This is a genomic window from Vibrio sp. 10N.247.311.12 (assembly GCF_041467515.1).
In the GTDB taxonomy this organism is placed as follows: Bacteria; Pseudomonadota; Gammaproteobacteria; order Enterobacterales; family Vibrionaceae; genus Vibrio; species Vibrio crassostreae_C.
In genome coordinates this window covers 21,991-35,573 of sequence record NZ_JBFSUV010000003.1, presented here as the reverse complement: position 1 = coordinate 35,573, position 13,583 = coordinate 21,991, and the positions used below count along the sequence as shown (strand labels likewise).

General features: G+C 42.1%; 14 protein-coding genes. 4 read left to right on the top strand and 10 right to left on the bottom strand.

Annotated features, from left to right (window positions below; genetic code table 11):
- Positions 1-182: 182 nt before the first annotated feature.
- Complete coding sequence (locus tag AB6E30_RS02510; RefSeq protein WP_017069509.1) at positions 183-500, bottom strand: DUF3622 domain-containing protein; 318 nt, start codon at positions 498-500, stop codon at positions 183-185.
- A gap of 354 nt (positions 501-854) precedes the next feature.
- Here AB6E30_RS02510 and AB6E30_RS02505 point away from each other — a divergent pair, with 354 nt between their 5' ends.
- Positions 855-1,862: an adenosine deaminase gene (locus tag AB6E30_RS02505; RefSeq protein ID WP_017069510.1), complete on the top strand. Its 1,008-nt coding sequence runs from the start codon at positions 855-857 to the stop codon at positions 1,860-1,862.
- Positions 1,863-1,929: 67 nt separating this feature from the next.
- Here AB6E30_RS02505 and AB6E30_RS02500 read toward each other — a convergent pair whose 3' ends face one another.
- On the bottom strand, positions 1,930-3,114 hold the full coding sequence (locus tag AB6E30_RS02500) for an NnrS family protein (protein ID WP_372083597.1): 1,185 nt from the start codon (positions 3,112-3,114) through the stop codon (positions 1,930-1,932).
- Between the two features lie 288 nt (positions 3,115-3,402).
- On the opposite strand from AB6E30_RS02500, the gene AB6E30_RS02495 reads away from it, so the two are divergent.
- Complete coding sequence (locus tag AB6E30_RS02495; protein WP_017060795.1) at positions 3,403-3,957, top strand: gamma-glutamylcyclotransferase family protein; 555 nt, start codon at positions 3,403-3,405, stop codon at positions 3,955-3,957.
- 60 nt (positions 3,958-4,017) lie between these two features.
- On the top strand, positions 4,018-5,358 hold the full coding sequence (locus AB6E30_RS02490) for an MATE family efflux transporter (protein WP_017065825.1): 1,341 nt from the start codon (positions 4,018-4,020) through the stop codon (positions 5,356-5,358).
- Positions 5,359-5,628: 270 nt separating this feature from the next.
- Here AB6E30_RS02490 and AB6E30_RS02485 read toward each other — a convergent pair whose 3' ends face one another.
- Positions 5,629-6,555: a LysR family transcriptional regulator gene (locus tag AB6E30_RS02485; RefSeq protein ID WP_372102543.1), complete on the bottom strand. Its 927-nt coding sequence runs from the start codon at positions 6,553-6,555 to the stop codon at positions 5,629-5,631.
- Between the two features lie 101 nt (positions 6,556-6,656).
- Between AB6E30_RS02485 and chrA the strand changes: the two genes are divergently transcribed.
- Positions 6,657-7,802 carry a chromate efflux transporter gene (gene chrA / locus AB6E30_RS02480; RefSeq protein WP_372102541.1) on the top strand — a complete coding sequence of 382 codons (1,146 nt, stop codon included), beginning with the start codon at positions 6,657-6,659 and terminating at the stop codon, positions 7,800-7,802.
- A gap of 68 nt (positions 7,803-7,870) precedes the next feature.
- Here the strand turns inward: chrA and AB6E30_RS02475 are convergent, their stop codons facing one another.
- The 7 genes from AB6E30_RS02475 to AB6E30_RS02445 are packed head-to-tail and all read right to left on the bottom strand — an operon-like array spanning position 7,871 to position 13,583.
- Positions 7,871-8,554 (bottom strand): OmpA family protein, encoded by a 684-nt coding sequence (locus AB6E30_RS02475; protein ID WP_241910067.1) that lies wholly within the window; start codon positions 8,552-8,554, stop codon positions 7,871-7,873.
- Positions 8,555-8,560: 6 nt separating this feature from the next.
- On the bottom strand, positions 8,561-10,072 hold the full coding sequence (locus AB6E30_RS02470; RefSeq protein WP_065584024.1) for a pilus assembly protein: 1,512 nt from the start codon (positions 10,070-10,072) through the stop codon (positions 8,561-8,563).
- 1 nt (position 10,073) lies between these two features.
- Positions 10,074-10,604, bottom strand: a complete 531-nt coding sequence (gene tadF / locus AB6E30_RS02465) for a tight adherence pilus pseudopilin TadF (protein ID WP_065584053.1) — start codon at positions 10,602-10,604, stop codon at positions 10,074-10,076.
- Positions 10,605-10,609: 5 nt separating this feature from the next.
- The gene (locus AB6E30_RS02460; RefSeq protein WP_372102539.1) at positions 10,610-11,098 is read right to left on the bottom strand and encodes a TadE/TadG family type IV pilus assembly protein; all 489 of its coding nucleotides are present in this window, start codon (positions 11,096-11,098) and stop codon (positions 10,610-10,612) included.
- Positions 11,099-11,107: 9 nt separating this feature from the next.
- Positions 11,108-11,833 (bottom strand): tetratricopeptide repeat protein, encoded by a 726-nt coding sequence (locus tag AB6E30_RS02455; protein ID WP_372102538.1) that lies wholly within the window; start codon positions 11,831-11,833, stop codon positions 11,108-11,110.
- On the bottom strand, positions 11,830-12,684 hold the full coding sequence (locus AB6E30_RS02450) for a type II secretion system F family protein (RefSeq protein ID WP_372102536.1): 855 nt from the start codon (positions 12,682-12,684) through the stop codon (positions 11,830-11,832). Before AB6E30_RS02450 ends, AB6E30_RS02455 begins: the two co-directional genes overlap by 4 nt.
- Positions 12,681-13,583 (bottom strand): type II secretion system F family protein, encoded by a 903-nt coding sequence (locus AB6E30_RS02445; protein ID WP_083190212.1) that lies wholly within the window; start codon positions 13,581-13,583, stop codon positions 12,681-12,683. The genes AB6E30_RS02450 and AB6E30_RS02445 overlap by 4 nt, the downstream gene beginning before the upstream one ends.

The window sequence follows — 13,583 nt, the reverse complement described above, 5'->3', positions numbered from 1 at the left end:
TAAGAGCTCGACGTTAAAAGCGAGAAGCCAAACCGAGCTCTTAAACACAATAAAACAGAACTCCACAAACTAAAAAGCCCCAAAACACTTTTAACTCGAAAGAAAAAAGTTGTATCGGGGCTTTTTTTTCACAAATCCCTTATCTTAAAATTAAGGGATCTATAAATTAGTCATGCACTGAATTATTCAGCGTCTTGTTGCTCTTCTGCACGAGCTTTAGCGCGCGCTTCACGTGCTTGCTCAGCTTTAAGCTCTTTAGTGTGACGTAGTTCGTCACGCTCTTTACGTTGCTCTGATTTACGCTCGTTACGTTCAGCTTGGTTAGCGATGAAAGATGCTAGCTCTTTCTCTGCCCACTCTTGTGCTAGAGCTTCAGTTTCGAAACCAGACTCACGCTTAGATACTGTAGTGCTGCGAGACGTTACTTGACGAGTAATCTCTGCACACCAACCGTTGCGTTTTTCTGTAAGGCGGATATCAAATTTTTTGTTCTTAGACATGTTCTATTTTTTCCTAAGGGAGATCATTAAGGGATCGGTCAACTTTGATAACTCCATCTAAGTGAGCATCTTTTAACACCATCCCTTGGTAAGCGCGGTATTAGAGCACAAATCAATGAATATTGCTGCAAATATTTGCAGCGGATCACACTCCAATGCTGCAAATCGTTTGCGCCTAATTTCAATCGGTTCATAACTCTCGGTTCACCATCAACTTCTATCCTATTTTATCGATAACAATGAAATGAACTATGCTCAAACAGAGATAAATGAAAGAGATACCTGCTTGCTCAGGTTTATAGACTCTACTGTCTCACCTACTCCGCTCATAATTAAAATAGCTAAGGAGTTGCTATGGATAGCTTCATCAAAAATTTACCCAAAGTTGAGCTGCACTTACATATAGAAGGCACATTAGAGCCAGAGCTGATGTTCCAACTCGCCAAGCGTAATAACCTGTCGATTCCCTTTGAGACCCCAGACCAAGTTCGAGACGCGTACCAGTTCCACAATCTTCAATCCTTTCTCGATATCTATTACCAAGGTGCAAACGTACTGATTCATGAACAAGATTTCTACGACCTGACGTGGGCTTATCTGTTGAAGTGTCAGCAAGATAATGTGGTTCATACTGAGATCTTCTTCGACCCTCAGACTCACACTGAACGCGGCATTGACTTTGAAGTCATCGTTGGCGGGATTACTCGAGCTTTGAATCAAGTGGAGCAAGAGCTTGGTATCAGCAGCCAACTGATCATGTGCTTTCTGCGTCATCTCGATGAAGACAGCGCTTTTGAAACACTCAAACAAGCCCTTCCTTATAAAGATAAGATCATTGCCGTTGGGTTAGATTCATCAGAACAGGGCAATCCACCAGAGAAGTTTAAACATGTATTCCAAGAAGCGATCAACCAAGGCTTTCTGACTGTCGCGCACGCCGGAGAAGAAGGCCCAGCACAAAATATTAGCGACGCACTGAGCTTGCTAGGCATTACCCGAATTGATCATGGCGTTCGCTGTGTAGAAGATGAAGAGTTGATGGAACAGCTAATAGCAAAACGTACACCACTGACCGTCTGCCCGCTGTCGAATACCAAGCTCAAGGTGTTTGAGACCATGCAAGAGCACAACATCGTCGAGTTGCTGAGAAAAGGGCTGTGCGTCACCATCAATTCCGATGATCCGGCTTACTTCGGCGGCTATATGAATGATAACTTCCTCGCCGTCGCCAATGCTCACCCAGTGACCAAAAACGAATTGGCGCAGTTCAGTATTAATGCCATCGAAGCCAGTTTTATCTCGCCTCACGCCAAGGAAGATCTCATCACACAGGTACGCCAATACCTTGCTGCGAGTACTTAATGAGTTATCAAGATCAAAAAGGGAAGCTCTGAGCTTCCCTATCTATATCAATAGATAACTAATTGGCTTAGCCCGGGTGACCATCCACTCTTGGCGTTAACAGCATCATCCCAAATTTCCAGATAAATAGACCGAACGCTAACGTCCATAAACCCGCGCTGATATTGACCATCTCAAATAAATACGCCGGGAAGAATGTCACACCTAAACTACGAACGAGTGCCGCGATAAATATAGCCGAGAACGCCAAAGCCATACTTGGCCCTTTATAGATAGCACGGCCAGTATGTCCCATTGTCACGCGCGTGATCATCGCCAGAATTAACCCACTCAAACCGCCAATCGCAAACAGGTGCAGCATGTTATGGCTCGCGAACGGGTTATCTAGCAAACCGCGTAACAGCAAGCTGAGAGGGATACATAGGTAAGCCGCATGCAGCGACCACACCAAGGGTTCTGATAGTGTTGTCCAAGGCTTCCAGCGGATAAAGCGCACCAACTGTGTCACACCTGCAAATACCATCAACTCATTGCCGACTTGAGCAAAGGTCAATGGGAAGAAGCTCAACACAAATAAGCCAACCAAAGGTAGATTGGCTAACCATTCCAACCAAACCAAGGGCTGCGCTTTTTCGAAATCAAAACGACGCGCTGTGAAGAATGGGATTACTCGCCCACCCATCACTGATAAGAGCAAGGTAAACCACCACAACATGGCCTGCCAAACTGCAGACGATGGAAATGGAGGCATTCCCTTAATGGTCGCGTAACTAGCAGAGTTCGCCACGATAGCCAATATAAACAGCGGCACAAAAAACAGGTTCTTCCAGCCTTTCGACTTCACGACTCGAAAACCAATTTCGTAGGCGGCGAAGATTAAGAACAGCGCCTCAACCGACGAGATCAGCCATAACGGAGCGGGGGTCCAAAACAGAATACGAGGTGCGAGCCAAAAGCCCACAAGAATTGCCAACCGATAGTGCTTGGTTCCATTGACACCCGTCCAGGTTTGCACGGCAGTGAGCACAAAGCCGACAACAATCGCCATCGAAAAACCAAACAGCATCTCATGCACGTGCCACCACAGTGCGGGAACTTTTAAAATCTCAGGTTGACCGTTTTGGAACATGATGACCCAAGCTACAATCGCAATCACGGCATAGAGACTGCCTAAAAAGAAGAAAGGTCGAAAGCCTAAACGCAGGTAGGCTGGAATCGCGTCTTCTACACTTTTATCTGTGATATTTAACAAACTCGCTCCTAATTCTCAGATAAGCGGCCAAGGTATTACCTAAACCAAATTTTGTATGCATCAAATCCGATGCAATATGCAGATCACATTGCATGAAACGCGCCAATTAGATAAAACCAGTAAAAACAGCGACTCACGAGATTCAATAGCCAATAAATAAGTCAAAAAAACACAACAAAAAGAGTCATAAAGACATATACATGTATAAATAGAAACTTACTGACTTTTGGTATCTCGCCACATATAGTAAGACTAGACTTAAATGGAACAACTCAGACAAGGAATGCGATGTATATTTTTGGTTATGGTAGTTTAATCAACTCATCTTCACGCCAGCTTACCGGTCAGACAGGGCAAGCGATCCCTGCGATTGTTCATGGCTTGATTCGCCATTGGAGCAAGATCGATGACAGCTATGTCTTATCCCCTTTGATCGTCAATCTCGGCGAAGGACAAGTGAATGGTGTGTTGCTTGAGGTGGATGATATTGCACTGGCTGAGTTTGATCGCCGTGAGCGTGGTTATCACCGTATCGAATTAAAGGCCTCTCAGATAGAAAGCCAAGATGAATTCAAACAGGATCAACCGATCTGGGTTTACATCAAAGACGAGATTGAAGCACCTTGCGAAAACAGCCCTATCGTTCAAACCTACGTCGATACTGTATTAGCAGGATGTTTAGAGGTGTCTGAAAGCTTTGCGGCGCACTTCGTTAAACACACACAAGGTTGGCACCACCCATTAGAAAATGATCGCCACCAGCCTAAATACGGCAACCTTGCTGGGGTTTCCGATCACCATCACAGTGTGATTGATGGCTTGATACTAACTGTACGCAGCTAGTCGTTTACTAAATAATAGCTAAACTATAGCGTCGCCTACCCCTTTTTTGAGAAAACCTAAATGCCTAATGCTGATTCCACCCTAAACAAACGTATGGGAATCGTTGCGCTCACCTGGCCAATTTTTATCGAAGTTCTTTTAAGAACCGCACTCAACACCAGTGATGTATTCATGTTATCGGGATACTCGGACAAAGCCGTGTCTGCCGTTGGTGTTATTTCTCAGATATCCTTTTTCCTGATCATTGTCTCGACCATGGTCAGCAGTGGTACGGGTATTCTAATCGCGCAATACAATGGTGCTTCCCGCACTCAAGAGAGCGCTCACGTGGGTGTAGCAAGTATCATTCTGGCCATTATTGCCGGTGTGCTACTGAGTGTGATTGCCGTTCTTGTTGCTGAATATTTTATCCCGCTTTATCAACTCGAACCTCAAGTCGAACAGTACGCGCAAGAATACCTGTTCATCAGTGGTGCTCTCACCTTCAATGTAACCATAGGTGTGGTTCTCACCACTATTTTGCGCAGTCATGGCTATTCAAAGTCACCGATGGTGATCAATATGATTGCAGGTGTCATCAACGTATTCGGTAACTACTGTGCCTTATATCAACCTTTTGGTTTGCCTGTATACGGCGTGCAAGGGGTTGCGACCGCGACCGTCATAAGCCAAGTAATCGGAATGTTGATCTTGATTGGTGTGGTCAGAAGCAAAGGGATTTATCTACCAGTGAAGCAGTTTAAATCTGTGCCTAAAGCCATCTATCAAAAAATCATTAAGATCGGCTCGATGAACGCAGGAGAAGTGCTCTCTTATAACATGGCTCAGATCAGCATTACCTTCTTCGTGGTACAGATGGGCACATCTTCACTGGCTGCGTTTACTTACGCACAAAACATCGCTCGTCTCTCTTTTGCATTTGCACTGGCAATTGGTCAAGGCAGCCAAATCCAAACAGGCTATTACATTGGTAAGGGTTGGATCGACGAGATCACCAAGCGCGTGCAACGTTACTTTGTGGTTGGCTTTATCGCCTCAACTGCGATTACCTGCATGGTTTATGTGTTCCGTTTCGAAATTCTCGATCTGTTCACGCAAGATCCAGAGATCATTGCGCTAACGGCTGCACTGATTGCAGGTTCCATCATTCTTGAAGCTGGACGAGTATTTAACCTTATCTTTATCTCTTGTCTAAAGGCTGCTGGCGACATTAAATTCCCGATCAAAATGGGCATTCTCAGCATGTGGGGCATTGGGGTTGCCATGAGCTATTTGCTTGGCGTGCATTGGGGTTATGGCGTATTGGGGGCTTGGATGGCAATCGCGATGGACGAGTGGTTCCGTGGAATCATCATGGCCTATCGCTGGCGAGCTAAGAAATGGACTCGATTCTCTTTTTAGGTTGTTGTTGATACGTCGAAATTTATCTCGACCAAAAGAAAAAAGCGCTAGGGGGAGCTAGCGCTTTTAAGACCAACTAAGTCCGTTTAGCCTGGTAGATTTTTAAGCTATATCATGAGGATATAACCAATTTTTTTACTTAGGTAAATCAAAAAGCCTATTCTTTACGACTGCCTTGAGTCGTAAATTAAGTATAGTCGGGTTCTTATAATAAACCGGATTTTTCTAAAATTAATTCATATGAATTTGACGATTAACCGACACAATAAACTATTCGGAAATCACAGATGAGATCGCATTAGTAATCAACTTTCTAAGTAGTTTATTTTTATCATCTAAATGCTTTGCCTTTCTATAAACAAGCTGGATATCAAAATCTGGAACATCAATAGGTGGCTTCACAGCTAGTAAGGTTTCTTCACTATCAATATCCTTGCGCGCGACTAGCTTGGGGACAATACACAATAGTTCTCTGCCACGAATGAGTCGTTTAACAGTTAAAAAGTTACTGGAAGATATCGCGACTTTCCGGCTTAAGCCGAGTTCACCTAAACGAGTGTCCACTCCCGTCTTTAAAGCCCCTGCAGGGGAAACAAGCGCGTGCTCGACAGCAACAAATTGTTCTAGCGACATCGGCTCCTCAATAGATAGAACCGATTGATCAAGTAAACAAACATGTTGCTCCGTATACAAATGCTTTGTTCGATATTGCTTTGGTACCTCACCAAAGCTGCCTATCGTCATATCAAGCTTGGCATCGTCAAAGACTTGCTGGTAGTTACTCAGGTTTACATTGAACAACGCTACTTGAGAATAAGGAGAGGATTGCTTAATCAGGTCAAACAATATTGGAGCGAACATCTGCTCGGCATAATCAGTGAGACCAATCTTCCAAGTCCCTTTATAAGTCTCTGCATCAAACGATTTAGATAACAGAACTTCAGACTGGATGGTATTCAGTAGCGCGTCCACGGTACTTGATAGTTCAATGGCTCGGTCGGTCGCCTCCATCTTGCTACCTACACGCTCAAACAAAGGGTCATCAAACAACTTTCGTAGCCTTTGTAAGCTATGGCTCATCGCAGATTGGCTGACATAACAACGCTCAGCAGCCTTACTCACGCTATTCGTTTTATACAAAGCCTGCAGTGCAATCAACAAGTTAAGGTCGATCCCTTTCCAATTAAAATCAGCCATGCCAGCAAACCCATTTCATTCATAGTTATAATTAAAACAATTAATTTGAATCATAGTCTAACTCCACCTAAATTACGCTAAACATTTATCTGGAATCGAGCATGCTTTCAATTTTTAAAACCTTTTTCTGGCTTGGCTGGATTAGCTTTGGTGGACCAGCAGCACACATTGGCTACTTCCGTAAAACCTTTGTTGAGAAACTGAATTGGCTATCCGACGAAGAGTACGGGCAAATTGTCGCCCTCAGTCAATTTCTGCCGGGCCCAGGTTCAAGTCAGGTTGGCTTTTCGGTTGGCTACAAGAAAGGTGGACTAACAGGTGCTATTGCTGCATTTGTCGGCTTCACTTCCCCATCTGTGATTCTGATGCTGATATTGGCGTTAGTCAGCAACCAACTATTGGAAGCACCACTTTTCAATTCAATCATTCACGGGCTTAAGTTATTAGCAGTAGTGGTTGTGGCTGATGCAACCTTTGGTATGTACAAGAACTTTTGCCAATCGAAGATAGCAACCGCATTATGTGTGATTACCGCGATTGTTCTGCTACTGATTCCAGGCATCTGGCCTCAAGTTTTAGTGCTTCTATTTGCAGCGATGGTTGGCAGTAAGTTCTTGACGTCTCAAGAGCTCAAAACGATACCTTCAACGCAAAAAATATCGGTAACGCCTCTCGTGATTTTTGTTGCTTTGCTGGTTGGTCTGCCTCTATTCAGTGCTTACTCTCAAGGTATTGAAGTGTTTGGCCTGTTCTACCAAGCAGGTAGCTTAGTATTCGGCGGCGGCCACGTGGTACTTCCGTTGCTACAAAATGGTATTGGTGACCAACTGTCTCAAGATGCCTTCCTAACAGGTTATGCAGCAGCACAGGCAGTACCAGGGCCTATGTTTACACTTGCGACTTACTTAGGTTATGTATTGATGCCATCGGCACCAATCACAGGCGCACTACTCGCAACGATTGCCGTGTTCTTACCAGGCTTCTTATTACTACTAGGTGTACTGAAAAACTGGCAAGCAATTGCGAGTAAACCTCTGGTTGCTGGCGCTCTTACTGGTGTGAATGCGGCAGTTGTAGGTCTACTACTTGCAGCCCTGTATCAACCTATCTTCACAAGCGCAGTGAGCAGTGGCATAGACTTCGCTCTGATCATTGTTGGCGTGTGGCTATTGAAAACAATGAAGATGCCGATTGTATGGATGGTAGCTCTGTTTATTGCAATAGGGTTTGGACTCGGAGTCATTTAATATAATGCCCACTAATTCTAATTAGTGGGCATTATAATTTTCGGATTATGAGACCGTTGAGATAGTGGTTATTCTTCTATCTGTGTAGAGGCTGGACTGGCATCGTCTTGGTTAAAAGACTCTGGGGGAATATACACATCAGCACGTCTGTTTTGAGCTCTACCTTTTGAGGTTTTGTTACTTGCGATTGGCTCAGACTCACCCAATGATTTCAGGGTCATTTTCTCTTTTTCAACACCGTAAGTGAAAAGCTGTTTAGACGTACTTTGAGCTCTCTCTAGCCCCAACCCTTGGTTGTAAGCTTCACTGCCCACCCAATCGGTATGGCCTTCAACGGTCACTAGGTAGTCATTGTCTGCGAGATGTTTTGCCACATCAGCAAGCACTTCACGAGCAAGAGGGGTCAGATAATAACGATCAAAGGCGAAGTTAACACGAGCAACGAGCTGCCCTTTGTCACTATCGAAGCTAGCAATACCAAGGTTTGATATATAAGTGAGACAATCACTTGGATCAGTGATCAACTGTGAGCGCTTAAGAAGCTCCCACTTGAGAGCTGGATCATGACTTCCCTCATGAATTTGCCAATAGCCATCACGATGACTAGCCACCCCTTGAACTTCACCAATTTCGATGGTGTGAGAATACTCTGAAAAAGTATTCCCACAATATTCTACTACCTGATCACTAATCTCCTGCCCATAACTAGAGAAAGAAACAAGCATACCTAGTGCTAGCATTGTATTTTTCATCTTTACTCACCCGTATAGTCTCGATACACCAGTACCTCGAGATCCTTTTTGAATTAGCTCTTCGATTCGTTGTATTAACTCCTCCCTATCACTAACATCAATAATGTCTGAGCCAGGGTCAATCACACAATCTTGAAACCCACTTTGATCACTTGCATTAAAATCAATGCCAATCACGCCGATGAACAAACTGCCGTTCTCAGTCATGAAATGCTCTCTAGCCTCATCACAAAGGCCATTATCGACTAAGTTAGGGAGTATTCCATTATTAGGAAACTCCTGACCATCACTAAGAATGATGATAATTTTCAACTTTCCGTTGTACTCTTCAATTTCCTCAGGTGTCGCGCTACTGTCTGGTTGCCCATCATTGAGTACCTGTAAACCGCGAATCAAACCTTGGTAGGCAGCTGTATTACCACCAGCATTCATACCTTGCACAACCTCAACTTCATCAATATCACTCGTTAAAGGAAGTACATAGTGTCCATTACCTGTTGTTCTTACCATTCCAGAGTGGTAGAGAACATTGTCGGCAGACCTAAAATGAAAGTTAAATTCAGCATCATCAATCTTATTATTGAACATGTCATCTACTGAGTTTGAATAGTCAACTAAGCTTGCGATCTCAAGTCTTCGTCCATTCATGCTCATAACACTTTCAACTGTTTTCGCCTCATAAAACTGCCAAGATTCTTGAGTTGGACAAGCGTCCACATCACTGGCACAAGCACGAACAGTATCTCGTGACTTATTGGCCCAATATCCCCAATCCACCTGCTCATAGGTTCTAGTAAATGAACCGTCCGCTTTATACCTTAATTGACTACCCGCATAGAGCGAGTCTGATATTTTGTCTTGTACTCTCAAATTAAAAGGAACTATAGCTAATCGGTTAAGGATAATCGTATCTCCAGCCCGAGGTACAAGTATTCTCAAAGCTAGCTCGTCAACCGCAACTTTTAGAGAATCAATTTTTTTTGATATGCTTGAAGTCCCCTGTGACCAGTTACGTGTCATAGAGCCTGAAAAATCAGTAACTAATACGACATCAACGATCTTATCGCCGAGATATTCAGGGTATTTTGCAGCTTCCGCCTCACCAAATAAAGGTTGAGTGTCCTCAAACGATGGTACGAGGTTGAGAGCAAACCATGAGTCATATACCGTCGTTGCATCAACGTCATAACCAATTATCTCTGTATTATCGTTTTCGAGTGTTGGTGCTTGATAATTGCGCTTTGTTGTCACCTTCACGCTACGAACTTCTCTTACATAATCTTTAACATAAAGCTCTGCCATCTCTTGTGCACTTGCAGCTTTATCATCAATAGTAATTGCAAGTGCAGCTGCCTGTGCTGAGTCGCGTAGGCGGCTTGACTCAGTAATATATCTAGCCCCCTCGACAGCAAAAAAAGTGACTCCTAAAATAGGGACTAACGACAAACCTAGCCAGACAGCAGCAACGCCTGCTTGCCTTTGTAAGCTGATAAACTGTGATTTCCCGTGTCTGTTCATACTACCTCCCTACCATCACTGAACTGGATGATATGATCATTGTTGAAGATGAAGGATCTCCCCAAACACGCGAAAACCACGAATCGCTTTCAACACAAAGTGATACTTGGTAAAGCGGAAAAATGATCCCATCCTCTTCAGGAACCAATTGTGTTTTTTGCTCAATACCAAGTGATGAACAGCCTAAAGTGCCATATCTTGGCGAGGCAAATACACTCCGTATTGTTTTGTCTTGTAATGATTCAATTTGAATTGCAACATTGTTACTATTTGTATTTAACAGTCTCCCCGAGATACTCTGCATCTCAGTTAAGTCCTGTTGAGATAAATTAAAACGCTCATCATAAAAGCGTGTTCGCTCTTTTAAAACATTTACGATAGAGAAGGAAGCTCGATCAAGTTGAGCACGAACTATAAGCTTATGGCTTACATCAGTCATGAAGTAGAAAAGTGCAATAAGTACAATCAGTACCAAAAATAACTCTATACTGAACGACCCTTTACATTTATGAAAAGACGTATGTTTGGTCATATTCATCACTCCCACCCCTCGTGCTCTAGGGTTAGCACAATCGTTCTTTCTATCGGCTCTTCTTGTTGTAAAAAAAATGGCCAAATTGGTTTATGGTTATAAACTAACTTGATCTCAGCAATATTATACCCTTCATCATTAAGGACGAGCTCCGCGTCTGATGCACTGACATTTGAAATGAAATCCGCATAACTTTTATAATAAAGTCCAGACACCTCAAATTCGTCTTTAGGGGAGAGAAATGACCATAAGGCATCTGGGGAGTTTTTTACCGACTTCAAAACAGTATCATAGCTATTATATGAAGAAGATCCTTGATGTACTGCTGCAGCTCTTACTGATTCCCTCAAAGAATATTCGAGTAAATTAATTGCATAAATACGATACCCCATTTCAAATATCATCACAGTTGCAACAATTAAAACAATCGCACCAAGAGAAAACTCTACCGTGGTTACTCCTCTTTCTTTATATTTACACTTCAACCATTTCATATTAACCACCTACTCTAAGTTGAGCGGGGAGATCACTCTAGCTATTTGTCGTAGCTCTCTTTGTGAATACTCTTCACCGAGTAACTTTTCAGCACTTCGCATATCACCTAATTTAATAAATGCAATAGCTAGGTTAGCTCTGACTTTTTTATTTGCTGGGTTTCTGTTGTAAACAGGAGAGAGAATTCTTACAACCTCTGAATATTTATTTTCGGCAAACTTAACCATGGCTAAATTATTTTTAACCGCAATATCATCATAGCCTTTCATTCGAGCTCTATTAAATGCATTTTCAGCGTGAGGGTATCTTCCCAGCATACAATAGGAAATCCCCATCATCATTTGAACATCAGAGCTTTCATTGCCTATCTCAACAGATTTTCTAAAACTGTCTACCGCCAAATTATCTAAACCATCGTGGTGGTAAATCTCCCCTCTTAATTGCAGTAAATCTTGATTTACTACACCCTGACTAATCAAGTAATCTGAATAAAACCGAGAGGATTCAACATCCCCAAGTTCAAAGTAGGCTAGCGCTAAGGATTGCATAATTTTAAAGTCATTTGGGGTTTGAGAAAGTTCGTACTTATAAGCATCAACTAAACCTTCGTAGTTTCCTATTTTCTTCAAACTCTCTATATCTGCATAGCCTTCACTACCTGGTTGTGGTGAATTTGACACACAACCGGATAGAATAAAGAAAAATAGTAACACCATAGCTTTTAAAATAATCATAACTGTGCACCTAAATTAAAATTCATCTGTGACACGCCCGGAGCCAAAATAAGTATCACGATAGGGAACATGATTAGTAAAATTAATGGAATACTCATTTTCGCAGATAACTTCCCCATCTTCTCCTCTATATTAAGCAATTGCATCTTTCGCATATCTTCCGCAAGATCTGCTAATATATTCGCAACGGAAGAACCATACTGTATATTTTGGATAATGGTTAAAACAAAACTAGAGACTTCTGGAGCGGGAAGTCGATTAGATAAATCATTAAGAGCCCTATCAATACCTTTAATCTTCCCGGAGTCGGCAGTAATTTTAACTTGATAACATAAGTTTTTATCAAAACCTTGAAGTTCCTTAGCTAAATAAGAAAATGAAGCTTCTATTGTCATTCCGGTTTGGACACAAACAGCCATCATATCCAATAAATATGGTAGGTTTTTTGATATTCTTTTCACCACTATCTTTTTTCTTAAATCAAGTATCATATCAGGTAAAATTACAATCGTTAGTATTCCTAAACATCCATATAACGCTAAGTTCATTAAAGATATATCTAACCAAAGTAAATAGATTGTATAAACTGCGATCAAGAAAATTTTAAATGGGAAGTAAAGTATAGCGAGACCTTTGGTGTGAAATCCCGCATCTTTGAGTCTCTGCTCCAACTCTTTACGATTCTCCTTACCAAACTTAACAAGGAAACTCCCCATTTTATGTGTATTACTTTTTCTTTTGTTTAATCCAAAAAACTTATCCATTCGCTTTTTCTTTCGGCTAACAAAATACAAATCAATGAAAAGTACTGAAAGTATGATGACCAAAGCCACAATTCCGTAGGTAATCATAACTTGACCCTCTTAACTAGCAACCAAACAATGAATAATCCCAAGACCTCACTACCAACCACATAATAAAGAATCCACCTACCCTCAGGATCATTTAAAATAAAATCGATATTTGCTGGATGAATTTGACTTATTATTAATACAAAAATAATTGGAATTGCGGCAACCACTTTAGCTGAAATTCGAGCTTCCGAGGTCATTGCCATTTTTTTCATCTCCATGGTTCGCGCATCAACAAGGACTCGAATCAACCTAGCCAATACACCTTTGAGCTGACCACCGCGACTTAAGTTAGCTCGGATAGTAATAGTAAAAAAGATATACTCAGGATAAGGAAATGCGCGACACGATCGCTTAAGAACATGCTCTGCATTCTCACCCAACTTCAAACGCTCCCCCATATCTTTAAACTGCCGACCGATCTCTCCTGACATATTGTCACCAACAAAACAAAATGCCTGCATCAAGCTTTCGCCAGCAGTTACCGCACTCATAAGAATATTTAGTGCATCAGGAAACGTTTGCTCAAAATTTCGACGTCTTTTATTTTTTAAGTATTGATAACCGGTAAAAATTAAGAAGCAGGCCAGCAAGGCAAAGTAGAGATAAGAGTTTAAGGTTAAGAAATTAAAGATAATAAGGTAGGAAACCCAAACCGAGAGAATGACATATACAATCGCAATAAAGTTACCTCTTGGACCAAGTACCTCTATGGTGGGAGAGAGATCATGCTTAAACTCAGACCAGCGTTTTTTGCCAATAAGAGATTGGAAATTAATCGCGTCAATACCCTCATCATCAGTTTGAGCTGCCGGAAAATAGTTTTTAACTTTTCCTTTCTTACTCGGGATAAGTAAAAAGCACGCAAAACCAAATAGTATGAGAGACAGCCACAATAT